This window comes from Acinetobacter indicus (genome assembly GCF_009914475.1).
Taxonomy (GTDB): domain Bacteria; phylum Pseudomonadota; class Gammaproteobacteria; order Pseudomonadales; family Moraxellaceae; genus Acinetobacter; species Acinetobacter indicus.
In genome coordinates this window covers 2,389,655-2,415,115 of the sequence record NZ_CP045198.1, presented here as the reverse complement: position 1 = coordinate 2,415,115, position 25,461 = coordinate 2,389,655, and the positions used below count along the sequence as shown (strand labels likewise).

Here is a 25,461-nt window from a genome sequence, read left to right as displayed (position 1 = left end):
TTATCGTCCTTTATTTAAATGGGATTACTCGGTCATCAATCTGCAGTTGGAGCCGTCCAGACAATGGGCTGGACCTCAATCGGTTTTGGAATCAGCTTGAGCTGATAGAACTGGTCAGCAATTTTCTGCTGAGCCTGAATGACCGTCGGATTTAAGCTTTGAATCGGTGATGGTTTCAGGCGGCGGTCAAAGGCGTTTTTGGCGACCGCCGGGTCCAGGCCGGTATTTTTCTGATAAATTTCTAGGGCCTGAGACTGGTGTTTAACAATCCACTGATCCGCGGCATTCAGGGCCGTCAGAAAGCCGGTGGTGGCCTGTGGATGTGCGGCAATAAATTTGGGATTGGCCACATAAAACGAATAGGTCTGGTCAAACTCACCGGTCTTGATCAGCGGGCGGGCCTGTCCATGCAGTTCAGCCGCAGACAGGAACGGGTCCCAGATGGCCCAGGCATCAATCGACTGCTTGTCAAAGGCAGCACGTGCATCGGCCGGTGGCAGCCAGATTGGCTGAATATCTGACCAGTTCAAGTTGGCTTTGGCCAGCACTTTGGCCAGAAATTCATGGGCATTGGAGCCTTTTTGCAGGGCAATACGTTTGCCTTTTAAATCCTGCAGGGTCTGTATGGCACTTTGCTGCGGCACCACTAAGGCCAGCGAATGGTCGGCATAGACTTCATAGCCGACATAGTTCAGCTCCTTGCCAGCCGCCTGGGCAAAAATGGGCGGGGTATTCCCCACTGAACCATAATCGACTGCGCCAACGGCCAGGGCTTCCAGCATTTGGGGTCCGGCCGGAAATTCTTTCCATTCAATTTTGGCTCGTGGGAACTGCTGTTCCAGCAGTTTTTCATCACGTGCCACCAGTAAATTTAAGGAAGATTTCTGGTAGCCAATAGAAATGGTTTTCACCGCCTGTTCAGTTGAGTTGTTGTCTGTTACCGCCTTGTGGGCTTCCGGTTTCTGGCAGCCGCTGAGACCCAGTCCCAGCGTGGAAATGCCCAGCAGCGCCCAGGTTGTTAATTTACGCATCTTTTATTCCTCATTCTTGTTGTGTCGACTGCTTATTCAGCAGGGCCGCCTGAATCTGAATTTGCTGTGGAATCAGCTTTTGCTGATAAAAGGCATCAGCTACATATTGCTGTTCTTTGGCCACGTCACTAGAGATGGCCTGTACGCCAAAGCCCATACGGGAAATTGAAGTTTTTAAGACCTCGACATCCAGGCCGGTCGGTTTTTGCAGCAGTTGAGCCGCTTCATCCTGATGCTGGGCCACCCATTGCGTGGTGCTGTTCAAGCTTTGCACCACGGTGTCTAGAACCTGCGGATGCTGTTCGGCAAACTGACGATCCGCCAGATAGAACTGATGGTTGCTGACCAGATTTTCGCCGGTGGCAATGACCCGTGCGCCAATCTGGTGTTCGGCTGCGGCAAAGAACGGATCCCAGATCACCCAGGCATCCACCGAACCACGTTCAAAGGCTGCGCGGGCATCGGATGGGGGTAAATACACCACTTGAATATCGTGCAGGCTAAGCTGGTTGGCTGCTAACAGCTTCAGCAGCAGATAATGCACATTGGAGCCTTTGTTCAGAGCAATGCGTTTGCCTTTTAGATCCTGCACCGACTGAATGGCCGAATCTTTAGGCACAATTAAGGCCTCAGCTAGCGGCGCTTTAGGCTGGTTGGCCACATAGACCAGTTTGGAATTGGCTGCCTGCGCAAAAATGGGCGGTGCTTCGCCGGCTTCACCAAAGGCCACACTGCCGACATTTAAACCTTCCAATAATTGCGGACCGGCTGGAAATTCTACCCATTTCACCTGTACACCCTGGGCTTTTAGGGCCTGCTCCAGTTCACCGCGCTCTTTGACAATCGGTAAAATGCCGTATTTCTGGAAGCCGATATTCAGGGTAATGTTGTCGGCGTCTTTGGGGCTGTTACAGGCAGTCATGAACATGGCACCCGCCACCACGGCAGATAAAATAGCGCTTTGAGTTGAAAAAATACGGCGTAGGCTGCTCATGAAAATACCTGCTCTCGGAAATTAAAAAAATTCAAAAGTGGAGAATGAGAGCTACCTTAAAGATTTTTCTTTTTCGAAAAAAATAACAAATCAGGAATTTCTAATCAGGAAAAAAGATAAATAAAGATGTGCAAATCTTATGCATAAATCTGATTTATAAAATGGATAATCTATTAAAAGTTAAAATATTAAGTAGTTGTATTTAAAATATTTTTATTAAATTGAAGGCGCAGGAATAAGCTTATACTAATTCCTGCTAATACCAGATGCAGCAGAATTGGGCCAGCTGCAGATAAGCATATGCCAAATTGAGCTAAAGCCGGCCTTGAACAAGCATAAAGAGCGCATTCTCGCTCTTTTAAGGGCGAGTTAGCTCTTTTTTAGTGACTTGGATTTTTTTGCATTTTTTTCAGAAGTTGGTGTTCTTTGATCAGACTAGGTGAGTGACTTTTTACAGACCAGTGAATTGCGCTGGTAGTTGTATAAGGCTTGGCGGGCATTGGGTAAGTCATCGACACTGGCCGGCTCAAAGCCCTGTTCCAGAAACCAGTGCGCAGTACGGGTGGTCAGAATAAATAGCTGCTGAATGCCAAGACTACGGGCTTTATCTTCCAGATAATGCAGAATCTGGCTGCCGCGATTGGATTTACGATAGGCCGGATGTACCGCCACGCAGGCAATTTCCGCCGAGCGCAGTTCATTGTCGCTGACCGGTAGCGGATACAGCGCCGCACAGGCCAAAATGGTGCCATCACGTTCAATCACCGCAAACTGTTCAATTTCATTTTCCAGCCGTTCCCGTGAACGGTAAACCAGCACACCTTCTTCTTCCAGCGGGCGCAGCAGGCTGATGAGACCACCGACATCCTGAATATTGGCGGTGCGCACTTCTTCATAATGCGCATCGGTAATCATGGTGCCGGCACCATCGCGGGTAAACAGCTCTTCCAGTAGTGCGCCATCAGAGGCATAGGAAATCAGATGTACGCGATTGACGCCCTGAGTGGCAGCATCCTGTGCACCGCGTAAATGCAGGGCCATTTCCGGCTGGCTGGCCTGATACAGACCAATATAATGATTGAGCTGGGATGGGCGGATTTCACGTTGCAGCTGACCCTGTTCATTCAGTAAACCCTGCTGTTTGCCCAAGAAAATCAGCTTGTCGGCTTGCAGGCGAATCGCGGTTTTGGTGGCGACTTCTTCAGCCAGTAAATTAAACACTTCGCCCGTCGTGGAATAGCCGGTCGGACCGAGCACGACAATATTATGATTGTCCAGATGACGCTGAATGGCATCGGTATCGACACTGCGCACTTCGCCGGTCAGCTGGAAATCAACCCCATTACGAATACCATAGGGCTTGGCGGTAATAAAATTGCCCGAGACTACATCAATGCGGGCGCCGTACATCGGCGAGTTGGCCAGTCCCATCGACAGCAGGGCTTCAATTTGCAGGCGAATTGAACCGACCGCATTCATGACACAGCTTAACGATTCGCGCGTGGTAATGCGGCGCTGCTGATGAAACGGGGTGTCGATTTGGCTGGCCTGTAAATTCTGGTTAATCTGCGGACGGGCACCATGCACCAGCACTAGCCGGATGCCCAGCGAATGCAGCAGGGCAATATCATGAATAATATGCTGGAAATTGTCATGCAGGACTGCTTCACCATCAAACATCAGCACGAAGGTTTTGTTGCGATGGGCATTGATATAAGGCGCAGAATGTCGAAACCAGTGCACATATTGCAAAGTTGTGCTGTGTGATGTTTCGGTAGAATTCAGGTGCATGCCGGTCTCAATCAAGCAAAAGTCTTATAGTGGATTCTAATCAAAAAATACCGGGGCGTAAGCTGAAAAAATAAAAAAACACCTGAACGGGGTGGTTCAGGTGTAAAGAGGGAAGGGTTAATAACTGCTAATTGAAATCTACTTATTTCTATATTATTATATACAAATGAGTAGATATGTTAGTATTGGCGTTGCAGCTAAAACACTGGGTGTTTCCATCCAAACCCTAAGAAGATGGGATGAGGAAGGCACTTTAGTCGCAGATAGAACCCCAAAAAATCACAGACGTTACGATCTAAGCAAGATCACACCTGAACTTATCCATGATCTATCAATCCAGAACAGCCGAAAAACTATTGCTTATGCAAGAGTATCTAGTCACGATCAAAAGGCTGATCTTGAGCGACAAAAACAAGTTTTGGAAATGTACTGTGCCAAGCAGGGATGGACATTTGAGATTATTAGTGATTTAGGCTCAGGGATGAATTATCACAAAAAAGGGCTTAAGGCTCTTTTGGATGGAATTATTAATAATGAAATTGGTCGATTGGTTTTAACCCACAAAGATCGATTATTACGTTTTGGTGCTGAATTGGTTTTTGCTTTATGTGAAGCTCGGAATGTTGAAATTGTAATTATTAATCAGGGTGAAAATTTGAGTTTTGAGGAGGAACTGGCTCAAGATGTCCTGGAAATTATCACTGTATTTTCAGCACGATTATATGGAAGCCGAAGTAAAAAGAACCAAAAGTTAATACAGGCGGTCAAAGAAGCACTATGAGTCGATTTATACGAGGGCATATCATTGAATTGATGCCCAATAATAAACAAGCAAGCCATTTTGCTCAGGCAAGTGGTGTTGCTCGTTTGTCGTATAATTGGGCTTTAAGAGAGTGGCAACGACAATACAAGGCTGATAAGGAATATCGAGATCAGTGTGAGTATTATGATGTTGCGGTGAATGAAATGCTTCTTAATAGACCTAAAGAGAGTAAATTAAGAAAACACCTAAACACTTTTAAATTTGAAAAATATCCTTTCATGAAGAAAGTGACTAAGTGCGCACCACAGTTGGCGATTAAGCAGTTGGGTAGTGCTTTTGATAGATTTTTTAACGGCAAATCAGGATACCCCAAGCCAAGAAAAAAAGGCAAGGATGACCGTTTTTCATTATCAAATGATCAATTTAGCGTCAAGGGTCGGTCTATTAAAATCCCTAATTTGGGTTGGGTGAAAATGACTGAGAATCTGCGCTATAAGGGTAAAATTCTCTCGGCCAAAATATTTAAACAAGGTGGTAAGTGGTTTGTATCAATCGCTGTCGAACTCACCCAGATCGAAAAGCTTAAACCGAAAACAGGTTTAAGTATCGGTGTTGATTTGGGTGTCTCTAATCTTGCCACCCTTTCAAATGGTGAGGTTATTCCTTCTAACGCACCACTTAAAAGACAGCTTGCAAAACTAAGACGACTCAACAAGTCTTTTAGTCGTAAGAAAAAAGGTAGTCAGAATCGAGAAAAAGCAAAAGCCAAGCTATCTCGCCTGCACTATAAAATTGTCTGTCTACGCAAGAATAATCTTCATCAAGTCACAACGGATTTGGTAACACGTTTTGATGTGATTGCAATTGAAGATTTGAATGTTAAAGGCATGTTGAGGAATCGTAAACTCGCAAGAGCTATATCCGATATGGGTTTTTATGAGTTTAAAAGGCAGTTGATTTATAAAGCCAAACAGCATGGAAAATCGGTACTTTCGGTTGGTCGATTCTTCCCAAGTAGTAAAATGTGTTCGTGCTGTGGTGAATTAAATCAATCTCTCACACTTTCTGCGCGAGAGTGGAAGTGCTTAGTTTGCCAAACCATCCAAAATCGTGATGTTAATGCATCAATTAATATCCTGCGATATGCGGATAAAGATTTAATCACTGCATAAGTGGTGATTAAGGCGGTGGGTTACACCGTGACAGCCTATGGAATTGAGGTAATCCCTAAAGCAAATGCTTTAGGTTCTTGATGGTGAAGTAGGAATTAAACATCAAACCCACATTGAGTAGGTTTGAGTAAGTTTTAAATAACGGAAAATGAGACGAAACCCTTAGCCCATAATGCGAATAATCCGGTTGGTACGTTCGTTGATCATCACGTAATCGCCATTAATTTTGTACCACTGCTGATAACGGCCGGTGTTTGGTAAACGACGCGCTTCGCGGTCACTGACTTTATAACGGGACTGGTCATAGGCACGCGGTAAGGTCTGGCCCACACGCCAGTCACGGCTCGGATTTACGCGCACAACCGGACGTTTATGATCACGGTCCCAACGGCTGTCCTGATGTTTGTAGTGGGTTGCCGCACGACGGTCATGATCACGATGATCAGGCGCAGCCATGGCTGTAGTAGCCATAAACGCACTTAAAGACAGGGCAATGGTGGTTAATACTTTTTTCATGACGCTCACCTTTGAGTCAAACTGTATATCTCCGGAATACGTCCAAATTAACCAGAAAGTTGAGATAAAGGATGAGAGCAATTGAGATGAATTGTGAAAATCATGAAGAAAAAGCGGAGAGCCTGAAAGCCGGCTAGCATCTGCCCTACAGCGAAAATAGCAGCTTGAAGAATTGCTGATATAAAAAAGCCCAAACCGATGTTTGGGCAACCGAGGAGTGGGACTGAAACTGTCGGAGTGCAGCTTAGAAAGACAGGATTTTAAGAATACTGTGGGTATCGGCATTGACCAGAATATAGTCATTATTGACCTTATACCATTGCTGCTTACGGTCCGGTTTAGGCAGGTTATGCTCTTTATATTCGACTTTGTAGCCATTGCCACGATAATGCTGCGGCATCACATAACCGGTTTGCCATTTATGCTGCTGTAAACGCTGATAGCCACGTTCTTCACGCTGGCGGCGTTTTTCATAAACCTCTTTCGATTCACGATATTCACGATGTTTTTTGCCCTGACCGTGCTGACGTGACTGTTCATAGCCGCGTCCCGGATTGTCAAACTGAGGTGCAGCCGCAGTGATCCCGCTGGCCAGCAACGCACTGAAAGAGATCGCCATAACTGTCACTATCTTTTTCATGTGAAAAAACCTCGTTTATCGTCTTTTATTTCACTGTGTCTTACTGTACGAAAAAAATGCAGAGAAACTGTGAAGAAAGATCGTTAATTCTTTATCGAAAGCAGAGATATTTTGGATATTATGCTGGAAAAGTAACAGATGATGAAAGACTTATCTGTTGTCACGTGAACTGGTTATACAACATTGGGCGCAAAAAGCCTAGCCCGTATTGCCGGGATTCTGCCCGCAGTCAGTTCCATTGCTGGCTTAAGTCCTGCAAGGAGTCGATGGCATGGGCCAGACATTCGGCCTGCTGGCCATCTTCAAGTACAGCCAATAAGCTGGCGGGCAGTTGTAAGTGTTCAATGGAACGGATAATGTCATTTTTACGTTGCTGGTCGGCCATGTGCTGCTCCTTTCATTGATTCATTGCGGTTGAGTAGCAGTATAGGCCGGATGTTTCAATTTGAAAAACCGAATAATTTTATAAAAATGATTTAAAAATACGATTTATGATTTGGCAGTGCATAAAATTTAGCAGCGTATAAAAAAGGACCCGCAGGTCCTGGATTCAAACATGTGCTTAGTAGGCATATTTCAGGTCAGTATAGTCGGTCAGTGACTTCTGGATATGTGCCTGAATAAATTCGCGTACATCTTCGGCGCTCATTGGCTGGCCCTGTTTGGTAATCACATGCTCGACCGGGGCTTGGCCATCGACCAGAATCCGGTAGACAAAGTTTTTATAGACGGCATAGTCCTCGGCCTGTTTATAAATACCGGTGACATAGCTGTAGTGATGTTCAAAGTTCAGATCGGTATGCGAAAAGATAAACTGGTCAAACAGTTTCAGGTTTTGCCCGGCCTCGAGTGCCTGCAGTTCATCGAGAATACTGGCTTCAAATTTCATGCCGTATTTTTCAGAAATGGCTTGACCATTAATCAATAAAGACACCATGCCATCTTCATGGGTCGTTACTGTGATATTGCTAAAGTCAGACATGGGCATCTCGGGATAATCAGAAACAGGGCTTTAGTATCGGCAAATTTTGCTGAAATTCAAGCCGACTTAAGCCCAAACCGATATATTTACGTAAAGGGGAGCAATTACAGCTTTATGGACGCGCATAAAAAAGGAAGCACAGGGCTTCCTTCATGGATACAGCAAGGGCATTAGTCCTGCGCATCAATACTCTGGCCGTTCATGTGCAGGCTGTCATCGCCCATTAAATATAAATAGGCCGGCATGATTGATTCTGGTGTCGGCAAGGTTTTCGGATCTTCATCCGGATAGGCCTTGGCACGCATGGCGGTGCGGGTCGCGCCCGGATTAATACAGTTATAACGGATATTCGGATGCACATTTTCCTGGGCAAACAGTTTGCTGACCGCTTCAATGGCAATTTTAGACACCGAATAAGCGCCCCAGCGCTCACGCACTTCACGACCGACGCCCGAGCTGGCAAACACCACCGAAGCATGTGCCGATTTTTCCAGTAAAGGCAGCAGTTCCTGGGTCATAACAAAGGGCGCACGCAGGTTGACGGCCATCACATCATCCCAGACATCGGCCGGATAATGCACCAGTTCGGTCCGCTCACCCAGAATGCCGGCATTGTGCAAAATGCCATCCAGACGGCCAAACTGCTTGTCGAGCGTATCGACCAGCAATTCATAATCACGCGATGACGCACTGGACAGCTGTAGCGGAAGAATGGCTGGCTGCGGTGCGCCTAAACCTTCAATTTCATCATAGATGACTTCCAGTTTATTCAGGGTGCGACCATGCAGGACAACGGTTGCACCGTGCAGTGCAAAGCTGATCGCGGCTGCACGTCCAATACCGTCGCCCGCACCTGTAATCAGGATCACGCGATCTTTGAGCAGATCAGGGCGAGGTTGATATTCTGAATATTTCATGATCGACCTCCGTTTTTTTGCTGTAATTATGAAGTGATTGAATGTTGTTGTTGCTGTGACAGCATCTGGTGTAAGACCTGATGTAATTCTGTGACATTATTCACTATACAGTCTGCCTGCCAGGCTGTTAAGTCATCTTTGTGTTGTAAGGGTAAATAGCCATAGGCGGCTAAAATGGTGTACATGCTGGCATTGCGTCCGGCATCAATATCACGTGGATGATCGCCGACATAAATACACTGCTGTGGTTCCAGTCCCAGCTGTGCTGCGGCCAGATACATCGGTTCCGGATCGGGCTTGGTCTTGCTGACATCTTCCGGGCAGACCAGTACCGCACAGCGTTCGCTCAGGTTCAGGGCTTTTAACAGCGCTTCACTGAGCCAGCGTGGCTTGTTGGTGACAATGCCCCAAGGAATCTGCTGCTGCTCCAGCAGTTCCAGCAGCGGATACATGCCTTCAAACAGGTCGGTTTCTACTGCAATATCGGCACCGTAAAGGTCTAAAAAGCGCTGGCGATGGCCTAAAAAGACCGGGTCTTCCACTTCCAGTTCCGGATACACCAGCTTGACCATGGCGCGTGCGCCTTCAGAGACCTGGGTGCGAATCTGCTCGGCGGCGACAATGTCACAGCCTTTATCGCGGCACATGTCCTGAATAATGCGGATAAAGTCAGCCGCGGTATCAATTAAGGTGCCGTCGAGGTCAAATAAAACCGCTTTCATTGGCCACCTTCATTCAGGGTATGCACCATATAGTTGACATCAACATTGGGCGCCAGCCAGTAGCGTTTGGTCAGTGGGTTATAGTGCAAACCGGTCATATCTTTCAGTTTCAGGCCGGCATTGCGAATATCGTGTGCCAGTTCGGACGGCTTGATAAATTTATGATAATCATGCGTGCCTTTGGCCAGCATACGCAGCACATATTCCGCGCCAATAATCGCAAATAAATAGGCTTTCGGATTACGGTTAATGGTCGAGAAGAACACATGGCCGCCCGGTTTGACCAGCTTCTGGCAGGCCTGAATAATTGAGGCTGGATCGGGTACATGCTCCAGCATTTCCATACAGGTCACCACATCGTACTGGCCAGCCTGTTCTTCTGCCAGTTGCTCGACCGGAATCTGGCGATATTGAATATTTTCGACGCCTTCCTGCTGGGCATGTAAACGTGCCACATTCAGCGGTGCCTCGCCCATATCAATCCCGAGTACATCGGCACCACGGCGCGCCATGCTTTCCGAAAGAATGCCGCCGCCACAACCGACATCCAGCACTTTTTTGCCAGCCAGTCCGCCTGAATGTTCATCAATCCAGTTTAAACGGAGCGGGTTAATTTGATGCAAAGGGCGGAACTCAGAATGCTGATCCCACCATATAGCTGCGAATGCTTCAAATTTGGCAATTTCTTGCGGATCAACATTCAGTTGCGACATTGGTGTCACCTCAATCAAGTTATTATGATTTCAAAAAGTCTATGCTGTTTAGTGTAGCGTTTATTCTGGAAAAAGCGATAAAAGCCGTAAAAAAGTTCACAGAAGCAAAACGAAAACGGCATAATTGATTTATAGTGTTCGCATAAGCTAATCATAACGATTTATGAGGACAATAAGTTCAATGAAAAAGTTTCTTTTGGGTAGCCTTGCAACCGCAATGTTTGCAATTTCAGGTGGTGCATGGGCGGCCAATTTTGTTGAAGGCCAGGACTATCGCGTACTGGCCAATCCAGGCAAAGTCGATGTGCCGGGTAAAATTGAAGTCCGTGAATTCTTCTGGTATGGCTGTGGCCACTGCTTTACCTTGGAGCCGCATATGCAAGCCTGGCTGCGTAAGCTGCCAAAAGATGTGAACTTTGTGCGTACTCCGGCCGCCATGAACCAGGTCTGGGAAATGAATGCGCGCGGCTATTATGTGTCGGAAGCACTGGGTGTCCGTAAACGTACCCACTTGCCGTTATTCCATGCCATTCATGACAAAGGCCAGCAGATTTTTGACCAGAAATCCCAGGCCAAATTCTTTGTCAAATACGGTATTCCTGAAGCCAAGTTCAACAGCATGTTTAACTCTTTTGCGATTACCTCTAAAGTGGCACAGGCCAATAAACTGGCGCGCCAATACCAGTTGACCGGTGTGCCGGCAGTGGTGGTTAATGGTAAATATGTGGTGTCGGGCGATAACGGCAAAGTGATTCAGGTGGTGAACTACCTGGTCGATAAAGAACGTAAAGCCAAATAAAAGCCCAACATGATGTTAAAAACCCGCTGTTTAAAGCGGGTTTTTTAGTGCTGCGGTTTCATGCATTGTGATGTTTGGTCGCTCCCAATGGCTGATACCACGAAACAGCAATTGCACCTGGATAATGGTCTGCTCGGTAAACTGGTGCTGCTGCTGGCTTAAGGCCTCGCCTTCAAATTGGCGACTGAGGCCAATCCAGCTCATGGCCCAGTTAAAGGACAGGTTAATTAAAATATTGGCCAGTACTTTAAAATCTTCCGGGTGTTCAAAATGCTGTACGCTTTCGACCCGTTTCAGGTCGTTGGCAAAATCATCAATTAAAAACTCGATTTCCCGGGCAATGGCCTGACGTACCGTGGCCGAGCCGCCCCAACGTTCGGCAATTAGAAAAATCCATTGCTGTGGATGCTGATCGACTGCCTGAAAAAACAGTTCAACGCTGGTGCGGGTTTTGGCATTGGGCAGATATAAATAGGCCTGACCCAGCTGATGCAGAATGCTTTTTAAATGCAGCGCCACCTGATCGACCAGTTCTGCGCCGAGTTCATCCATATCCTGAAAATGCCGGTAGAACGCGGTCGGCACCAGCCCGACATGGCGGGAAATTTCCCTTAAGCTGATGCTGCTAAAAGAGCGCTCGGCAGTACTTAAGGTCAGGGCCGCATCTAAAATGGCCTGACGACTTTGCTGCTTACGTTCTTCCCGAATCGACATGTCACATCCCTGATACTGTTTAAAAATTCATCTGTATAGCTATTATAGAGCAGAATCGGCCCGGGCAGCAGCCATGCTGTTGCATTGGCTGTGCAGGGCCCGCTTTTCTGTGGCGAGATTGTGTAAAAGCCGACCCGGGGACAAAACCTGTGCGCTTGCATCTGCTATACTGGCCGACAATTTATTTGAGTCAAAATAAGGACAACTTATGCGTATCGACCAACGTACCCTAGATCAATTGCGTGATGTCAAAATTACCCGTAATTACACACGTTATGCGGAAGGTTCTGTCTTGGTTGAATTTGGTCATACCAAAGTGCTGTGTACTGCCAGTATTGATAACTCGGTACCGCGCTTTTTAAAAGGCAAAGGCCAGGGCTGGGTAACTGCAGAATATGGCATGTTGCCACGTTCTACCCATACGCGTAGTGACCGTGAAGCGGCACGGGGTAAACAGAGCGGCCGTACTCAGGAAATCCAGCGTTTAATTGGCCGCAGCCTGCGTGCCATGGTCGATCTGAAAAAACTTGGTGAAAATACCATTACCATTGACTGTGATGTAATTCAGGCCGATGGCGGTACCCGTACTGCCGCAATTACCGGTGCAGCGGTGGCGCTGGTCGATGCCATGAATGTACTGCTGGAAAGCAAAAAAATTAAACAGGACCCGTTAAAAGGTCTGGTCGCTGCTATTTCTGTGGGTATGTATCAGGACGAAGTATTGCTGGACCTGTGCTATGAAGAAGATTCAAACTGCCAGACCGACCTGAATGTGGTCATGACCCAGGCTGGTGAATTTATTGAAATTCAGGGCACTGCTGAAGATAAACCGTTTACCCGTTTGCAATGTAATGCCATGCTGGAAATGGCCGAGCAGGGCATTCAGGAACTGATCAAAAAGCAGCAACAGGCCTTAGGCTGGTAAATACTGCAAGATCAGAACAATATATCTATAAAACGCATCTCCGGATGCGTTTTTTTGTGATTGAAGCAAACGTAACCAGCGGCTGTGCGCAGATTCATCTTCATAACAAAAACCAACATGCTGAAACCGAGCTTCATGGCTTACTAAAACTCGCAGTGATTTTTTTAAAACAGCAAAAAAGAGGGATGTACCATGAAATACTTGATGATCTTACTGGCGATGGGCGCCTTTGGTTTAAGCGCGTGTGATACGGCCAATGACCGTGATGGTGATGGCACCATGCTGAATCAGGACCGTGATGGCGACGGCCGTGCAGATGATTAAAGTCTTGCGGCCATCGACTCACCCTAAATGAATAAAAAAGGTGCCTCATGAGGCACCTTTTTTCGTTATCGACAAATATCGAATTGCGATTAAGCATTAAAACGCATGGATAAATCGACCGCTTTGACATCTTTGGTCAGAGCGCCCATAGAAATATAATCGACACCAGTGCTGGCCACTTCACGCAGGTTGGCAATGGTGATATTGCCCGATGCTTCCAGTTTGCAGCGACCGGCCACATGCTTGACTGCATCAATCATCTGTTGCTGGCTAAAGTTATCCAGCATCACGATATCGGCCTGAGCGTCCAGAGCCTGATTCAGCTCATCCCAGGTTTCAACTTCTACTTCCACCGGTTTGCCCGGTGCAATTTGATGGGCTTTGGCAATGGCCTGGGCAATACCGCCAGCAGCCATAATATGGTTTTCTTTAATCAGGAAGGCATCAAACAGCCCCAGACGATGGTTTTGGCCGCCGCCTACAGTGACCGCATATTTTTGTGCAATCCGCAGACCCGGCAAGGTTTTACGGGTATCCAGCAGTTTGGTGTGCAGGCCATCGAGCTGTTTCACATATTCAGCGGTTTTGGTGGCCACGGCCGATAGGGTCTGGACAAAGTTAAGGGCAGGGCGCTCCACGGTCAATAAACTGCGCGCAGAACCGGCCAGCTTTAAAAAGGCTTCATTGGCCGCCACGCGATCACCATCCTGTTTCAGCCATTCAATCTGAACGCTTGGATCGTACTGCTGGATTAAGGCATTCACCCAAGGCTGACCGGCCAGCACCATGTCTTCACGGCTGATAATGGTGGCGGTGGCCTGTTCATCTTCCGGGGTAAGTAAAGCGGTAATATCTGCCTCGCCAATATCTTCCTGCAGGGCCTGCTGAATATTGATCTGGATAGATTGCTCCAATAAAGATTGTGGTATGCTCATTGCCTGTCCTTATCTCTTTACCCATGAAAATTGCGCGATATATTAGCACTGTTCGGCTGGCCCGATGCGCTTTTTCGCGGCTTTTTTGTCTGATTTGAGATTTTCAGCTGAAAGTTTTAGGATGGGCTAAATTTTTATACTGAAAAAAATATCAGGATCATTCTATGCAGCAGGCGGCTTCTTTTCAGGTCATCCAGGGACAGTTAAAAGGTGCGCGGCAGGTGCCTTCACCGAATTTTAACCAGCGTCCGCAGCAGACCGAAATTCAGCTGGTGGTGATTCACAATATCAGTTTGCCGCCATCACAGTTTGGCGGCGGTTATATCGAACAGTTTTTTCAAAACCGGCTGGACTGGTCGGCGCATCCTTACTTTCAGACCATTGAAGGGATGCAGGTCTCGGCGCATCTGCTGATTTTGCGTAGCGGCGAAGTGCTGCAATGTGTCAATTTCAATGACCGCGCCTGGCATGCCGGACGTTCCAGTTATCTGGCCAAGCCGGAATGTAATGATTATTCCATTGGCATTGAACTGGAAGGCAGTGATGATCTGCCCTTTGAAGCGATCCAGTATCAGGTACTGGCGGAAGTGGTGTCGGCCTTGCAGCAGGCCTATCCGAAAATCCAGCGTCATCTGGCTGGACATTCCGATATTGCCCCGGGGCGCAAGACCGATCCGGGACCTTATTTTGACTGGAGCCGGTTCCGGTCTTTACTGCGTGACTGCAACAGCAGGATAGAAGCAGCATCTTCATCAATTCATAACGAAACTTGTGCTTAGGTTTCTTTACAATAGCGGCTAAATTTTTATTTGGGTGGTTCCGATGGCGCTTTGGCGATCGACCTTTATTGTCAGTGCGATGACCATGCTGTCCCGGGTGTTGGGACTGGTGCGGGATATTGTGTTATTAAATGTGTTTGGTGCGGGAAAGGATTTCGATACCTTTGTGGTGGCCTTTCGTATCCCGAACTTTTTCAGGCGACTGTTTGCTGAAGGGGCATTTTCCCAGGCCTTTATTCCGGTTCTGACCGAATATAAAACCAGCCGCACCCATGCCGAAGTGCAGATTCTGATTAGCCGGGTGTTTGGCTGTCTGGCCTCGGTGATGAGCCTGCTGACACTGGCTGCTATGGTGGCGGCGCCGGCGGTGATGTACGTTTATGCGCCGGGTTTCCATAGTGATCCGGAAAAATTTGCGCTGGCCACGGACATGTTCCGCCTGACCATTCCCTATTTGCTGTTTATGTCGCTGACCGCTTTTGCCAGCAGCATCTTAAACAGTTATGGCTCCTTTACCACGCCGGCCTTTGCACCGGTGTTGCTGAATCTGGCCATGATTGCCGGAGCCCTGTGGCTAACGCCGTATATGGCCGAGCCGATTATGGCCTTGGGCTGGGCGGTGATTATTGCCGGAGCCTTGCAGCTGGCGATCCAGATTCCGGAATTGTGGCGTAAAAAGCTGCTGATTCCGCCAAAAATCGACTTCAAGCATGAAGGCGTCGAACGCATTATGAAGCTGATGCTGCCGGCCCTGTTTGGGGTGTCGGTGACCCAGATTAACCTGTTGCTGAACACCATCTGGGCGTCATTTATGCAGGATGGTTCGGTATCGTGGCTGTACAGTGCCGAACGGATGACCGAGTTGCCGCTGGGCCTGATTGGGGTGGCAATTGGTACGGTGATTTTACCATCCTTGTCGGCGCGCCATGCCGAGCAGAATCAGGAAAAATTCCGTGGCATGATGGACTGGGCGGCGAAAATTATTGTGCTGGCTGGTGTGCCTGCCAGTATTGCACTGTTTATGCTGTCGACCCCAATTATTCAGGCCCTGTTCCAGCGCGGCCAGTTCACCTGGGAAGATACCCAGATGACGGCCTTGGCCCTGCAATGTATGAGTGCCGGGGTCATCGCCTTTATGCTGATTAAAGTTTTTGCTCCGGGCTTTTATGCCCAGCAGGATACCCGCACCCCGGTTCGGGTCGGTTTAATGGCGGTGGCAGCCAATGCCATTTTAAACGTGGTGTTTATTGGGCTGTTTAAACTGATTGACTGGGAAGCCGAGCACATGGCGCTGGCACTGGCATCTTCAGGTTCCGCGCTGGTCAATGCCGGTATGCTGTATTTCTATTTGCATAAACGCGATATTTTCCGTTTTGGTGGGCACTGGAAAAAACTGCTGTTCCAGTTTGGCACGGCCAATGCGGTGATGGTGGCTGCCTTATGGTACGCCTTGAGCTGGTATAACGGTGATGTATCGCAATGGATGCGTGTGCTGGAAGTACTACTGCTGTGTGTGGTGGGTGTGGCAGCTTATGCTCTTGGTCTGCTGGCCACTGGTTTTAGACCGCGTCATTTAAAACCTTAATTACTGAGAGCTGAGCGCGAAAGATGTTCAGCTCCTATAAAAGAACCCTTTGAGCCGTTGAGTCTCAAAGGGTTTTTTTATGGGCTTTTATTGAAAGATGAGGCTGCATGAGCAGCACAAGCATCTTTATTTATTGATCACTTCCAGCAGTTCGACATCAAAAATCAGGGTGCTGTTCGGTTCAATCGCATCGCCAGAACCAATCTGGCCATAGCCCAGATTCGCTGGAATAAAGAAGCGGTATTTGGCTCCTTCACGCATCAGTTGCAGCCCTTCGGTCCAGCCCTGAATGACTTGTGTGACCTGAAATTCAGCCGGTTGCTGCCGTGCCATCGAGCTATCAAACACGGTGCCATCAATCAGGCGGCCTTCATAATGCACGCGTACTTTGGAGCTGGCCTTCGGTTTTTTTCCGGAACCGGATTGCAAGACCAGATATTGCAGCCCCGATGAAGTGACTTTCACCCCATCCTTACGCGAGTTTTCTGCCAGAAAGGCCTTGCCAATCATGTCATTGGCTTCAGCGCGCTGTTTCAGCTCAATCAGCTGTTTGGCTTCGGCCTGCTTTTTGAACTGGGTCAGAATACGGGCCATGTCTTCATCGCTCAGGCTGGCTTGCTGGCCCAGTGAGGCGGCTTTTAAACCCGCCACAAAGGCATCCAGATCCATACCTTTTAAGGTGTCGACATTGCTGCGCCCCATTAAATAACCAAAGCTGTAGCCCACCTGCTGTTCAGTGGAGCTTTTGGTGGTCACCGGTTGAGCCAGTGTGGCCGCGCTACACAGGGCGAGGCCGAGCAGGGTGATCGTTTTTTTCATATTATGGGTCCCTAAACAACGAAGGAGAGCCAGGCTCTCCTTGTTTTTATTTTACTTCAATCAGCTCAACATCAAAGATCAGGGTGCTGTTTGGTGGAATCATGCCCGGCACGCCCTGTTCGCCATAACCCAGTTGTGACGGGATATACAGCGTGGCTTTCGAGCCTTCTTTCATCAGTTGCAGACCTTCGGTCCAGCCTGGAATCACCTGGTTTAACGGGAACTCGATTGGTTCACCACGCTCAACCGAGCTGTCAAATACTTTGCCATCGACCAGTTTACCGGTGTAGTGTACTTTTACCACAGAGCTGGCCGTTGGCTGTTTGCCATTGCCTTGCTGGGTAATTTTATATTGCAGACCTGACGCGGTGGTTTGTACCCCTGCCTGTTTGGCATTTTCAGTCAGGAAGGCATCGCTGGCCGTTTGTGCCTGCTGGGCCTGATCAGCCTGTTTTTGTTGCAGTTCCTGCTGGAACTGTTCATAGGCCTTTTGTAATTCTTCTTCAGTATAGGCTGGCTGCTGACGCGCATGACCTTCACGGACACCAGTCACAAAGCTGTTAATGTCCAGCTCTGGTGGAGTTTGATGGGCAACTTCATAGCCTAATGCATAGCTGATTTTTTCAACCGCAGACGCATTTGCAGATGCTTTTGAGGATACAGTGGCAGGGTGTTGAGTTGCATAATAAACAGGAACAAGTGCAGCACCGCCTAAAATTACAGCAACAGCAATGGGTAAGGCTTTACTCATAGGTTTTCTCAAATCATTTTATCGTGTCAAAGCTGCTTTCATGTTAGCAGACTTTTTGAATCAAACCGCTGACATCAATCATTCGGTTTGGCTAATTAATATATGCGCATCGTTAAGCATATGCCATAACAGACTGAATATCTAACACATTTTTTATACAATCGAGGCCAGCCGCAGAGGCGGCCCAATTTATTCGTGAGTAATTGTATCTATTATAGATTTGGCTTCAAAGCAGATTAAAAATCTGCTTTCAGCACCACCCGGTAACGCGCCCGGCCAGCATGTAAATGTTCAATTGCCTCGTTAATCTGCGACATCGGGAACACTTCAACCTGCGGCGCCAGCTGTTTGCGGGCGGCAAATTGCAGTAGCTGGCGCAAGGTCGATGGTGAACCGGTCGATGAACCCGTCACCGCTTTGCCACCACCAATTAACGCACCGGCCGAGACCTGTAACGGCTCTAAGGTCAGGCCCAGCATATGCAGCGTACCATTTGGTGCCAGGGCAGACAGATATACCGGCCAGTCCAGGCTAACATTCACCGTACTTAAAATCAGGTCAAACTTGCCGCGCTGGGCTTTCAGGGCAGCGCTGTCACGGCTATTCACCACATGATCGGCGCCCATGGCTTTTAACTCTGCGGTTTTCTCCAGGTTGGAACTGAAGGCCGTAATTTCACAGCCCCAAGCTTTGAGCAGTTTAATGGCAATATGTCCAAGGCCGCCAATTCCAATCACCCCGACATGATGCACCGCCTGAATCTGGTGCTTAATGATCGGATCAAATACGGTAATACCGCCACAGAGCAGCGGGCCGGCACTTTCCGCATCCAGATCATCCGGTAAGGGAATGACCCATTGCCAGCCGGCGCGGACCTTATCGGCAAAACCGCCGGCATGTCCGACAATGGTGGCGACACTATCGCCGGTACATTGCACCTGCCGGCCGGACAGGCACGGATCACAGTGCTGGCAGCTTTCTGCCGTCCAGCCAATGCCAACGCGCTGGCCCACAGATAATCCTTTGGCTTCACTTCCTAACTGGACAATGGTACCAATAATTTCATGCCCGGCCACCACCGGATAGACCGAAGAACGCCAGTCATTGTTAATCACCGATAAATCGGAATGGCACAGGCCACAATATTCCACCTGAACTTCGACCTGATGCGGCAACAGTTCGCCAGCATCAAACTGATATGGCACCAGCGCTTCACCGGGTTGCATGGCGGCATAGGCACGAATGGTAGTGTTGCTCATGATGAGTGCTCCTCGGCTAAAGGGGGAAGAGATTTAAAGGCGCAGTGATCTTCATGGTCGTTGACCATGCCGACGGCCTGCATAAAGGCATAACAGATGGTGGGGCCAACAAATTGAAAGCCCTGCTTTTTTAAAGCTTTAGACAGTGCCACACTGGCTGCAGTATAGGTCGGGGCGCTGCGATAATCGGGCACGGTATGCTGCTCGGGCTGATGATCGACAAATTGCCACAGCCAGTCGACCAGATTGATACCTTGCTGCTGCAGCTGGAGCCAGGCCTGAGCATTGGTGCGGATGGCTGCGAGTTTGGCCGGATGCCGGATTAATCCGCGATCCTGTAATTTGTCCTGCAAGGCCTGATCAGACAACGCGGCAATATCGGCAATGGAATATTGAAAAAAATGCTGACGGTAACATTCGCGTTTTTTGAGCACGGTAATCCAGGCCAGACCGGCCTGCTGGCCTTCCAGACATAGCATTTCAAACAGCTGCGCTTCATCGTGAAGCGGGCGGCCCCATTCCTGGTCGTGGTAGGCGATATAGAGCGGATCTTCGGAGCACCAGCCGCAGCGTGTTCGATCCATAGATGATGCTCCTGTACGGGTTTAAAGCTGGAAATGAACCCATTGATCCTGACGGTTATCCCAGTAAGACAATTCCGCCTGAGGCAGATCGGCAAAGGCAATCCAGACATCCTTGCCGGATTTATCGGCATAGCCGGTGCTGATCAGAAGTGCATCTTCAGTAATTTCCATGATCCAGCCCTGATGACTCTGGCCGTTCAACATAATTTTCTGTTGATTCCCGGATTCGGCAAATTCGACCAGTCGATTGATCAATGCTTCTGACATGTACACTTCCTAAAGCAAACTAACGTAAATAGGGATAGGGATTGACTGCACCGCGACCTTTGCCATTTAAATACAGGCCATAATGCAGATGCGGCGCGGTATGGCGGGCGTTGCCGCTATTGCCGACATAGCCAATGAGATCGCCTTTCTTGACATAATCTCCGACCTTCAGGCCACGTTTATGCCGGTCCAGATGGGCATAATAATGCCAGCTGCCGCCCGGTCCCAGAATCCATACCACTTTACCACCCAAATTGTTATTGCGTAAGTCGGCAATGAGGCCTTCGGTGGCGCTGTACACCTTGCTGCCGCGTGGTGCCAGAATATCAATGCCTTCATGCAGGCGGCCGCGACTGCGTGACGCGCCCCAGGTATCTTGCAAGTGCTGACGTTTGACGCCCTGTACCGGCACTGGCAAGCGGGTTTTAAGCGGCATGTGCTGCAGTTTTTTGACCATGGCCGGCGGTAGGGGGGCCGCAGGTTTTTTCGGTGCCGAGGTACAGGCCGCTAGCAGAATCAGACTGAAGAAAACACAGCAGAGTGAAATCGAGCGAAGCACAGCATCTCCCTGATGATTATTATGTCGATGGTATTCGAATTCCAGTCTTTGACTATGTCATAAATCGGCGGCCGAGATCAATTTTTTCATGGCGGTCGGCAGTCCACGTGCAGTGGCCTGTGCCGGCGTCATCCATTCGGCGTCCAGCTCAATCGCCAGATGTTCCTGCTGGTCCGGCTCGACCGGAATTACACTGGCATCCAGCAGCCAGGTAAAGTGGGTAAAGCTGTGTGAAATCTGCAGCTGCTGTTGTCGCTGTTTCAGGCCCAGACGCTGACAGAGCACCTGAAACTGCGCTGGATCATCAATAATCGGCAGGCACCATAATCCGCCCCAGAGGCCGCTATTTGGCCGCTGCTGCCAGAGCCACTGGCCATCACTGTGTAAGAGCAATACCTGGGCCTGTCTCACAGGCACCGCTTTTTTCGGTTTTTTAAATGGTAATTCGGCTTCTAGGCCCTGCTGGTGAGCCTTGCAGTGCTGCTGCATCGGGCAGTACAGACATAAGGGTTTTTTCGGGGTACAGATGGTGGCACCGAGGTCCATAATCGCCTGGGTGTAGTCATGATTACGCTCGGTCGGGCACAGTTGTTCTGCCAGCTGCCACAAGGCCCGTTCATGTACCGGTTTGGACAGATCATCTTCAATGGCAAAAAACCGCGCCAGCACCCGTTTGACGTTGCCATCCATAATTACGCCGTATTGTCTGAGACCCAAAGACATCAGTGCGCCTGCGGTCGAGCGGCCAATGCCGGGCAGGGCCATCCACTGTTCCAGATTTTCCGGAAAATGTCCTTGCTGGGCCACTATGCCGGCCGCTTTATGCAGATTGCGTGCCCGGGCATAGTAACCGAGTCCGGCCCAGTATGGCGCCACTTCATCCCAGGAGGCACGGCCTAAGCTTTCCACATCGGGAAAACGCTGAATAAAGCGCTCGAAATATTGCAGCACGGTTTTGACCTGGGTCTGCTGCAGCATGATTTCCGATACCCAGACTTTATACGGGTTATCGGCCACCTGCCAGGGCAGGTCATGGCGACCGTGTACATCAAACCAGGAAAGCAGGGCATGGGAAAAAGAAAAGGCAGACATGAGAACCGGAACTGTTAAGCAGTCGCCTAGTATACCCAAATCTTGCCGATGCAGCAGGCAATAAAAAAGGTGATGCCGCGGCATCACCTTCTGTTTTGGTAGCGGTAAGGCTTAGATGCTGCCGCTCATCCCCCAGCGTTGGTCCAGCTTGAGGATTTGACCTTCATAGCGTGGAATAATGTGGATATGCAAATGCTGCGATGGGCTGCCAAACACATCGCCATCGTTAAAGCCGACATGAAAGCCCGCCGGTTGATGGCGCAGCTGTAATTCATTCCGCGCCAGTTCCAGCAGCGACATCAGGCTTTTACGTTCTTTGTCGGTAACATCAAAAAAAGAACTTACATGACGTAGAGGGATAATGACACAGTGGCCTTTAGACAATGCGTTCGGTTCGGGTAGAATCACGCCATAATCATTTTTGGCAATGACATCATATTCATCAAAGTTGCAATATGGGCAGTCTTGTTCGGTCATTCTTCTATCCTCTATTCAAATTCATTAATCTTTTTCAATATATATGGCCTCATGCCAGAATCAGGCCAAACGGCGTTGTAATAATTGGTACATGGCATCCAGGCTTTGCTGTTCTGCTACCGGGCTATAGCCGAGGTCGACGCCATTGGCTTTGGCACGTTCATCGGCCAGCGGGTTACTAAAGCCGTGCTTGGCATCTTCAAACACAATCACGTCATGTTCTACCTGGGCAGCGTGCATTTCTTCACGGAAGCTGGCCACATCATCCAGCGTTACCATGCTGTCCAGTTCACCATGCAGCACCAGAATTTCTGCCTGTACCTTGCCTTCCTGCGCTGGTTCTCTGGCCGCCAGAATGGCATGGAAAGTCGCAACGGCTTGCAGGTTGGCGCCTGAACGGACCAAATCCAGCACCACTTTGCCGCCATAACAGAAGCCAATGGCTGCCAGTTTAGCCTGATTTACTTCCGGTTGGGCAGCTAAAGTGTCCAAAGCCGCAGACGCACGAGTCACAATTGTATTCGGGTCTTCAAAGGTCTGGCTCATCCATTCATTGGCCTGGGCAGCCGTGGTGGTATTTTTCTTGTCGCCATACATATCAATGGCCAGGGCGGCATAACCGTGTTCTGCCAGTTCGCGGGTACGCTGTTCAATATATTCATTTCGGCCCCACCATTCCGGTGCCACAATCACACCCGCGACTGGTGCATCGGTTTCGGGTGCAGCAAAATAACCGACCAACTGGCTACCATCTGCCGCCGTATACTGAATTTCGCGAGTTTTGATTGCTAAAGTCATGCGTCCAATCCTTGTGTTTTTTGAAATAATTCGATTAAAACATAAAAATGAGACAGCGGTTTGAAAAACATTTCAATGGGCCTAAACAAATGTGAGAAAATATTTTTAAGTTATTTTTCAAAGAATAATCTGTCTGTATCTGCTGTCGGTCTAAACACAGGCATAAAAAAAGAAGGATTTGCATCCTTCTTTTTTGTGAGGGTCAGGGTATAAGAAACTATACCTTGCCGCGGGACAGGAAGCCGACAATTGCCAGAATAACAGCAATAACCAGCAGAATGACCGCGAAATCTTTAGATAAACCAGCGACACCACCGAAACCGAGTAGACTGGCAATAAGTGCGATTACAGCGAAGATAATGGCCCAACGAAACATAATTTTTCTCCATGTGTTTTTATACTTCTTGATCAAGTATAGGGACAAGTCGCTGATTTGATTGTTTTGCTTTTGTTTATTAAGTGTTCAACTATTTATTTAAGTCTATGATTCTATTGTATCTATGACATAGCACATGCTTTTGTAGAAGACTGTTATAATAGACCGGTTATTTTGTAGTGTTGTGCATCATGTCTGATCAGCTTCGTCCCCAATTCTGGAAAAACTATCCGTTAACAGCCTTAACCCAGGCAGAATGGGAAGCGCTGTGTGATGGCTGCGGTTTATGTTGCCTGGTTAAACTGGAAGATGAAGACAGTCATGAAGTGGCTTATACCAAAGTGGCCTGCAAGCTGCTGGATTGTACGACCGCCCGCTGTTCGGACTATCCGAACCGGCAGCAACAGGTACCGGACTGTATTCAGCTGACGCCGGAAAAGCTGGACAGTATTCACTGGCTACCGCCAAGCTGTGCCTATCGCCGTTTAAAAGAAGGTAAAAACCTGCCGTCCTGGCATTATTTAAATACCGGTTCACGTCAGAGCGTGATTCGCGCCAAAAAATCGGCCGCTGGCCGCTGTATTTCTGAAACGGAAGTCAATGAAGAAGAAATTGAAGACTATATTGTGCGCTGGGTACGTTAAATTTTTAGGCCGTCTGTATCTTTAAGAGCAAAATTGGCGATTTAAACCTGATAAAAACAACTGCCGACACTCAGGCTGAGTTTCCCGCAGCAAGCGCTAAAAAATCGGCTATTGAAATACTTCATTTTGCCATAACATAGTACACTCAGCCGCAGCTTTGTACAGAAAACCTTCTATGTCAGACAGCCATATTCCACTTCCTGAACGTTTGCGCCCGCGCGATCTGTCGCAGATTATCGGTCAAGATCATCTTCTGGGGGAGCAGGCCCCGTTACGCCAAATGATTGATCAGGGCCATTTGCCCTCGATTATTTTCTGGGGGCCACCTGGCGTTGGAAAAACCACCATTGCCTTGTTGCTGGCGCAGGCGGTTGATCGTCCTTTTGTCAGTCTGTCTGCGCTCAATACCGGGGTTAAGGAATTACGTGAAGTGATTGCCGATGGCGGCGATTTACTAACGCCGGTGGTGTTTATTGACGAGATTCACCGCTTTAATAAATCCCAGCAGGATGCCTTATTAAATGCGGTCGAGAAGGGCAAAATTACCCTGATTGGTGCCACCACGGAAAACCCGTCTTTTGAGGTGAACAGTGCCTTGCTGTCGCGCTGCCAGGTCTATATCTTAAATGCACTGAGTGCCGAGGCCATCCAGCAGCTGCTGACCCAGGCCGTCCAGAATGATAGCTTCTTAAAAGAACGTTATATCCAGATTGAAGAGTTTGAAGCACTGGTGCAGTTTGCGGCGGGTGATGCACGTAAGGCGCTGAATTTACTCGAGCTGATTGCCGGCACCTTTGAGCCGGACACAGAAAACAGTATTAACAATGCCCTGGTCGTGAAAGTGGCGCAGCAGAATATTGCCCGTTACGACAAATCTGGCGAGCAGCATTATGATCTGGTCTCGGCCTTTATTAAGTCGATTCGCGGCAGTGACCCGGATGCGACTCTGTACTGGATGGCGCGCATGCTCAAGGGTGGAGAAGACCCGCTGTTTATTGCGCGGCGTATGCTAATTGCTGCCTCGGAAGATATTGGCAATTCCAACCCAAATGCCTTGTTGCTGGCCGGTGAATGTTTCCGCGCAGTGCAGGTGATTGGTATGCCGGAAGCGCGGATTATTCTGGGCCAATGTGCAGTCTATCTGGCCACCAGTGCCAAAAGTAACAGTACCTATCTGGCCATTAACAAGGCGCTGGACTTGGCGGAAAAAACCGCCAATTTGCCGGTACCGTTACATTTGCGTAATGCGCCGACCAAGCTGATGAAAGAGCAGGGCTACGGGGTGGATTATCTGTATCCGCACAATTATCCGGAGCATTTTGTATTGCAGGATTATTTGCCGCCAGAATTAAAAGGCACCAAGCTGTATGAATCGGCGCGCAATAAACGCGAAGTTGAAGCCGAGCGTTTACAGCAGCGGCGCTGGATGCAGCAGCAACAGTAGCAATAAAAAAAGCCCAATTCAGAGGGATGAATTGGGCCAAACTGGATGTTAGATTGGGAGAGAACATCCGCGAGGATTAACGAAACTGA

At 48.6% G+C, this 25,461-nt stretch carries 31 protein-coding genes; 9 read left to right on the top strand and 22 right to left on the bottom strand.

The genetic code is table 11. From position 1 onward, the window contains the following. Positions 1-35: 35 nt before the first annotated feature. The 3 genes from GA693_RS11940 to argA form a co-directional block, all read right to left on the bottom strand. Positions 36-1,031: an aliphatic sulfonate ABC transporter substrate-binding protein gene (locus GA693_RS11940; protein ID WP_160240812.1), complete on the bottom strand. Its 996-nt coding sequence runs from the start codon at positions 1,029-1,031 to the stop codon at positions 36-38. 10 nt (positions 1,032-1,041) lie between these two features. Continuing rightward, positions 1,042-2,025, bottom strand: coding sequence for a sulfonate ABC transporter substrate-binding protein (locus GA693_RS11935; protein ID WP_160240814.1), 984 nt, complete (start codon positions 2,023-2,025; stop codon positions 1,042-1,044). Positions 2,026-2,460: 435 nt separating this feature from the next. Further along, complete coding sequence (gene argA / locus GA693_RS11930) at positions 2,461-3,816, bottom strand: amino-acid N-acetyltransferase (RefSeq protein ID WP_127799908.1); 1,356 nt, start codon at positions 3,814-3,816, stop codon at positions 2,461-2,463. A gap of 166 nt (positions 3,817-3,982) precedes the next feature. Here argA and GA693_RS11925 point away from each other — a divergent pair, with 166 nt between their 5' ends. Both GA693_RS11925 and GA693_RS11920 read left to right on the top strand, forming a co-directional pair. After that, complete coding sequence (locus GA693_RS11925) at positions 3,983-4,597, top strand: IS607 family transposase (RefSeq protein ID WP_075167936.1); 615 nt, start codon at positions 3,983-3,985, stop codon at positions 4,595-4,597. Continuing rightward, the gene (locus tag GA693_RS11920) at positions 4,594-5,751 is read left to right on the top strand and encodes an RNA-guided endonuclease InsQ/TnpB family protein (RefSeq protein WP_016659040.1); all 1,158 of its coding nucleotides are present in this window, start codon (positions 4,594-4,596) and stop codon (positions 5,749-5,751) included. The genes GA693_RS11925 and GA693_RS11920 overlap by 4 nt, the downstream gene beginning before the upstream one ends. 162 nt (positions 5,752-5,913) lie before the next feature. Here the strand turns inward: GA693_RS11920 and GA693_RS11915 are convergent, their stop codons facing one another. The 7 genes from GA693_RS11915 to ubiG all read right to left on the bottom strand — a co-directional run bounded on the left by GA693_RS11915 (position 5,914) and on the right by ubiG (position 10,241). Then, positions 5,914-6,267, bottom strand: a complete 354-nt coding sequence (locus tag GA693_RS11915) for an RcnB family protein (protein WP_005180985.1) — start codon at positions 6,265-6,267, stop codon at positions 5,914-5,916. Positions 6,268-6,511: 244 nt separating this feature from the next. Beyond that, positions 6,512-6,907, bottom strand: a complete 396-nt coding sequence (locus tag GA693_RS11910; RefSeq protein ID WP_005180983.1) for an RcnB family protein — start codon at positions 6,905-6,907, stop codon at positions 6,512-6,514. A 229-nt stretch (positions 6,908-7,136) separates the two neighbouring features. After that, the gene (locus GA693_RS14785) at positions 7,137-7,292 is read right to left on the bottom strand and encodes a hypothetical protein (protein ID WP_005180980.1); all 156 of its coding nucleotides are present in this window, start codon (positions 7,290-7,292) and stop codon (positions 7,137-7,139) included. Between the two features lie 177 nt (positions 7,293-7,469). Next, a complete protein-coding gene (locus GA693_RS11905) occupies positions 7,470-7,889 on the bottom strand; it encodes a hypothetical protein (RefSeq protein WP_075167942.1) in 420 nt (139 codons plus the stop codon). Positions 7,890-8,059: 170 nt separating this feature from the next. Next, positions 8,060-8,806, bottom strand: a complete 747-nt coding sequence (locus GA693_RS11900) for a YciK family oxidoreductase (protein ID WP_005180975.1) — start codon at positions 8,804-8,806, stop codon at positions 8,060-8,062. 26 nt (positions 8,807-8,832) lie between these two features. Continuing rightward, on the bottom strand, positions 8,833-9,528 hold the full coding sequence (locus GA693_RS11895) for an HAD family hydrolase (protein ID WP_160240816.1): 696 nt from the start codon (positions 9,526-9,528) through the stop codon (positions 8,833-8,835). Then, positions 9,525-10,241, bottom strand: a complete 717-nt coding sequence (ubiG, locus tag GA693_RS11890) for a bifunctional 2-polyprenyl-6-hydroxyphenol methylase/3-demethylubiquinol 3-O-methyltransferase UbiG (protein ID WP_016658684.1) — start codon at positions 10,239-10,241, stop codon at positions 9,525-9,527. The genes GA693_RS11895 and ubiG overlap by 4 nt, the downstream gene beginning before the upstream one ends. 181 nt (positions 10,242-10,422) lie before the next feature. Between ubiG and GA693_RS11885 the strand changes: the two genes are divergently transcribed. After that, a complete protein-coding gene (locus GA693_RS11885; RefSeq protein WP_016658685.1) occupies positions 10,423-11,040 on the top strand; it encodes a thiol:disulfide interchange protein DsbA/DsbL in 618 nt (205 codons plus the stop codon). Between the two features lie 30 nt (positions 11,041-11,070). On the opposite strand, the gene GA693_RS11880 is transcribed toward GA693_RS11885, so the two are convergent. Continuing rightward, positions 11,071-11,754 (bottom strand): TetR family transcriptional regulator, encoded by a 684-nt coding sequence (locus GA693_RS11880; RefSeq protein ID WP_075175030.1) that lies wholly within the window; start codon positions 11,752-11,754, stop codon positions 11,071-11,073. Positions 11,755-11,962: 208 nt separating this feature from the next. Here GA693_RS11880 and rph point away from each other — a divergent pair, with 208 nt between their 5' ends. Then, positions 11,963-12,679 (top strand): ribonuclease PH, encoded by a 717-nt coding sequence (gene rph, locus GA693_RS11875; RefSeq protein WP_005180961.1) that lies wholly within the window; start codon positions 11,963-11,965, stop codon positions 12,677-12,679. 192 nt (positions 12,680-12,871) lie between these two features. Next, entirely contained in the window at positions 12,872-13,003 is a 132-nt protein-coding gene (locus GA693_RS14975; RefSeq protein ID WP_005180959.1) for a hypothetical protein, read from the top strand. Positions 13,004-13,092: 89 nt separating this feature from the next. Here GA693_RS14975 and nadC read toward each other — a convergent pair whose 3' ends face one another. Further along, positions 13,093-13,938, bottom strand: a complete 846-nt coding sequence (gene nadC, locus GA693_RS11870) for a carboxylating nicotinate-nucleotide diphosphorylase (protein ID WP_016658688.1) — start codon at positions 13,936-13,938, stop codon at positions 13,093-13,095. A gap of 164 nt (positions 13,939-14,102) precedes the next feature. On the opposite strand from nadC, the gene ampD reads away from it, so the two are divergent. Both ampD and murJ read left to right on the top strand, forming a co-directional pair. Further along, the gene (gene ampD, locus GA693_RS11865) at positions 14,103-14,717 is read left to right on the top strand and encodes a 1,6-anhydro-N-acetylmuramyl-L-alanine amidase AmpD (RefSeq protein ID WP_016658689.1); all 615 of its coding nucleotides are present in this window, start codon (positions 14,103-14,105) and stop codon (positions 14,715-14,717) included. Between the two features lie 43 nt (positions 14,718-14,760). After that, positions 14,761-16,302 (top strand): murein biosynthesis integral membrane protein MurJ, encoded by a 1,542-nt coding sequence (gene murJ / locus GA693_RS11860; protein ID WP_016658690.1) that lies wholly within the window; start codon positions 14,761-14,763, stop codon positions 16,300-16,302. 126 nt (positions 16,303-16,428) lie between these two features. Here murJ and GA693_RS11855 read toward each other — a convergent pair whose 3' ends face one another. The 10 genes from GA693_RS11855 to GA693_RS11810 all read right to left on the bottom strand — a co-directional run bounded on the left by GA693_RS11855 (position 16,429) and on the right by GA693_RS11810 (position 23,284). Further along, positions 16,429-17,121, bottom strand: a complete 693-nt coding sequence (locus GA693_RS11855) for an FKBP-type peptidyl-prolyl cis-trans isomerase (RefSeq protein WP_104472308.1) — start codon at positions 17,119-17,121, stop codon at positions 16,429-16,431. A 46-nt stretch (positions 17,122-17,167) separates the two neighbouring features. After that, the gene (locus GA693_RS11850) at positions 17,168-17,872 is read right to left on the bottom strand and encodes an FKBP-type peptidyl-prolyl cis-trans isomerase (RefSeq protein ID WP_005180950.1); all 705 of its coding nucleotides are present in this window, start codon (positions 17,870-17,872) and stop codon (positions 17,168-17,170) included. A 236-nt stretch (positions 17,873-18,108) separates the two neighbouring features. Next, positions 18,109-19,131, bottom strand: coding sequence for an NADPH-dependent aldehyde reductase Ahr (gene ahr / locus GA693_RS11845; RefSeq protein ID WP_160240819.1), 1,023 nt, complete (start codon positions 19,129-19,131; stop codon positions 18,109-18,111). After that, positions 19,128-19,715 (bottom strand): DNA-3-methyladenine glycosylase I, encoded by a 588-nt coding sequence (locus GA693_RS11840; protein ID WP_016658692.1) that lies wholly within the window; start codon positions 19,713-19,715, stop codon positions 19,128-19,130. The genes ahr and GA693_RS11840 overlap by 4 nt, the downstream gene beginning before the upstream one ends. A gap of 21 nt (positions 19,716-19,736) precedes the next feature. Continuing rightward, on the bottom strand, positions 19,737-19,982 hold the full coding sequence (locus tag GA693_RS11835; RefSeq protein WP_005180946.1) for a hypothetical protein: 246 nt from the start codon (positions 19,980-19,982) through the stop codon (positions 19,737-19,739). Between the two features lie 19 nt (positions 19,983-20,001). Then, a complete protein-coding gene (locus tag GA693_RS11830) occupies positions 20,002-20,541 on the bottom strand; it encodes a M23 family metallopeptidase (protein ID WP_005180945.1) in 540 nt (179 codons plus the stop codon). Positions 20,542-20,598: 57 nt separating this feature from the next. Next, positions 20,599-21,633 carry an A/G-specific adenine glycosylase gene (mutY, locus tag GA693_RS11825; protein WP_160240821.1) on the bottom strand — a complete coding sequence of 345 codons (1,035 nt, stop codon included), beginning with the start codon at positions 21,631-21,633 and terminating at the stop codon, positions 20,599-20,601. A gap of 111 nt (positions 21,634-21,744) precedes the next feature. After that, the gene (locus tag GA693_RS11820) at positions 21,745-22,110 is read right to left on the bottom strand and encodes an HIT family protein (RefSeq protein ID WP_005180943.1); all 366 of its coding nucleotides are present in this window, start codon (positions 22,108-22,110) and stop codon (positions 21,745-21,747) included. Between the two features lie 60 nt (positions 22,111-22,170). Continuing rightward, complete coding sequence (locus GA693_RS11815) at positions 22,171-22,908, bottom strand: dienelactone hydrolase family protein (protein ID WP_160240823.1); 738 nt, start codon at positions 22,906-22,908, stop codon at positions 22,171-22,173. Between the two features lie 217 nt (positions 22,909-23,125). Continuing rightward, positions 23,126-23,284, bottom strand: coding sequence for a DUF1328 domain-containing protein (locus GA693_RS11810; RefSeq protein ID WP_005006601.1), 159 nt, complete (start codon positions 23,282-23,284; stop codon positions 23,126-23,128). 191 nt (positions 23,285-23,475) lie between these two features. Here GA693_RS11810 and GA693_RS11805 point away from each other — a divergent pair, with 191 nt between their 5' ends. Both GA693_RS11805 and GA693_RS11800 read left to right on the top strand, forming a co-directional pair. Beyond that, positions 23,476-23,928 carry a YcgN family cysteine cluster protein gene (locus GA693_RS11805; protein ID WP_016658695.1) on the top strand — a complete coding sequence of 151 codons (453 nt, stop codon included), beginning with the start codon at positions 23,476-23,478 and terminating at the stop codon, positions 23,926-23,928. Between the two features lie 175 nt (positions 23,929-24,103). Continuing rightward, positions 24,104-25,372 (top strand): replication-associated recombination protein A, encoded by a 1,269-nt coding sequence (locus GA693_RS11800; protein WP_160240825.1) that lies wholly within the window; start codon positions 24,104-24,106, stop codon positions 25,370-25,372. Positions 25,373-25,461: the final 89 nt, after the last annotated feature.

What these genes read in the sequence shown, in the direction of transcription:
- GA693_RS11915 (WP_005180985.1), bottom strand. Translation starts at nt 6,267, where the DNA reads ATGAAAAAAGTATTAACCACCATTGCCCTGTCTTTAAGTGCGTTTATG.
- ubiG (WP_016658684.1), bottom strand. Translation starts at nt 10,241, where the DNA reads ATGTCGCAACTGAATGTTGATCCGCAAGAAATTGCCAAATTTGAAGCA.
- GA693_RS11840 (WP_016658692.1), bottom strand. Translation starts at nt 19,715, where the DNA reads ATGGATCGAACACGCTGCGGCTGGTGCTCCGAAGATCCGCTCTATATC.
- rph (WP_005180961.1), top strand. Translation starts at nt 11,963, where the DNA reads ATGCGTATCGACCAACGTACCCTAGATCAATTGCGTGATGTCAAAATT.
- GA693_RS11885 (WP_016658685.1), top strand. Translation starts at nt 10,423, where the DNA reads ATGAAAAAGTTTCTTTTGGGTAGCCTTGCAACCGCAATGTTTGCAATT.
- GA693_RS14785 (WP_005180980.1), bottom strand. Translation starts at nt 7,292, where the DNA reads ATGGCCGACCAGCAACGTAAAAATGACATTATCCGTTCCATTGAACAC.
- GA693_RS11815 (WP_160240823.1), bottom strand. Translation starts at nt 22,908, where the DNA reads ATGACTTTAGCAATCAAAACTCGCGAAATTCAGTATACGGCGGCAGAT.
- GA693_RS14975 (WP_005180959.1), top strand. Translation starts at nt 12,872, where the DNA reads ATGAAATACTTGATGATCTTACTGGCGATGGGCGCCTTTGGTTTAAGC.
- GA693_RS11940 (WP_160240812.1), bottom strand. Translation starts at nt 1,031, where the DNA reads ATGCGTAAATTAACAACCTGGGCGCTGCTGGGCATTTCCACGCTGGGA.
- murJ (WP_016658690.1), top strand. Translation starts at nt 14,761, where the DNA reads ATGGCGCTTTGGCGATCGACCTTTATTGTCAGTGCGATGACCATGCTG.
- GA693_RS11805 (WP_016658695.1), top strand. Translation starts at nt 23,476, where the DNA reads ATGTCTGATCAGCTTCGTCCCCAATTCTGGAAAAACTATCCGTTAACA.
- GA693_RS11920 (WP_016659040.1), top strand. Translation starts at nt 4,594, where the DNA reads ATGAGTCGATTTATACGAGGGCATATCATTGAATTGATGCCCAATAAT.
- GA693_RS11855 (WP_104472308.1), bottom strand. Translation starts at nt 17,121, where the DNA reads ATGAAAAAAACGATCACCCTGCTCGGCCTCGCCCTGTGTAGCGCGGCC.
- argA (WP_127799908.1), bottom strand. Translation starts at nt 3,816, where the DNA reads ATGCACCTGAATTCTACCGAAACATCACACAGCACAACTTTGCAATAT.
- GA693_RS11800 (WP_160240825.1), top strand. Translation starts at nt 24,104, where the DNA reads ATGTCAGACAGCCATATTCCACTTCCTGAACGTTTGCGCCCGCGCGAT.
- GA693_RS11880 (WP_075175030.1), bottom strand. Translation starts at nt 11,754, where the DNA reads ATGTCGATTCGGGAAGAACGTAAGCAGCAAAGTCGTCAGGCCATTTTA.
- GA693_RS11910 (WP_005180983.1), bottom strand. Translation starts at nt 6,907, where the DNA reads ATGAAAAAGATAGTGACAGTTATGGCGATCTCTTTCAGTGCGTTGCTG.
- GA693_RS11850 (WP_005180950.1), bottom strand. Translation starts at nt 17,872, where the DNA reads ATGAGTAAAGCCTTACCCATTGCTGTTGCTGTAATTTTAGGCGGTGCT.
- ahr (WP_160240819.1), bottom strand. Translation starts at nt 19,131, where the DNA reads ATGAGCAACACTACCATTCGTGCCTATGCCGCCATGCAACCCGGTGAA.
- nadC (WP_016658688.1), bottom strand. Translation starts at nt 13,938, where the DNA reads ATGAGCATACCACAATCTTTATTGGAGCAATCTATCCAGATCAATATT.
- GA693_RS11925 (WP_075167936.1), top strand. Translation starts at nt 3,983, where the DNA reads ATGAGTAGATATGTTAGTATTGGCGTTGCAGCTAAAACACTGGGTGTT.
- ampD (WP_016658689.1), top strand. Translation starts at nt 14,103, where the DNA reads ATGCAGCAGGCGGCTTCTTTTCAGGTCATCCAGGGACAGTTAAAAGGT.
- GA693_RS11895 (WP_160240816.1), bottom strand. Translation starts at nt 9,528, where the DNA reads ATGAAAGCGGTTTTATTTGACCTCGACGGCACCTTAATTGATACCGCG.
- GA693_RS11935 (WP_160240814.1), bottom strand. Translation starts at nt 2,025, where the DNA reads ATGAGCAGCCTACGCCGTATTTTTTCAACTCAAAGCGCTATTTTATCT.
- GA693_RS11835 (WP_005180946.1), bottom strand. Translation starts at nt 19,982, where the DNA reads ATGTCAGAAGCATTGATCAATCGACTGGTCGAATTTGCCGAATCCGGG.
- GA693_RS11900 (WP_005180975.1), bottom strand. Translation starts at nt 8,806, where the DNA reads ATGAAATATTCAGAATATCAACCTCGCCCTGATCTGCTCAAAGATCGC.
- GA693_RS11905 (WP_075167942.1), bottom strand. Translation starts at nt 7,889, where the DNA reads ATGTCTGACTTTAGCAATATCACAGTAACGACCCATGAAGATGGCATG.
- GA693_RS11820 (WP_005180943.1), bottom strand. Translation starts at nt 22,110, where the DNA reads ATGACCGAACAAGACTGCCCATATTGCAACTTTGATGAATATGATGTC.
- GA693_RS11810 (WP_005006601.1), bottom strand. Translation starts at nt 23,284, where the DNA reads ATGTTTCGTTGGGCCATTATCTTCGCTGTAATCGCACTTATTGCCAGT.
- mutY (WP_160240821.1), bottom strand. Translation starts at nt 21,633, where the DNA reads ATGTCTGCCTTTTCTTTTTCCCATGCCCTGCTTTCCTGGTTTGATGTA.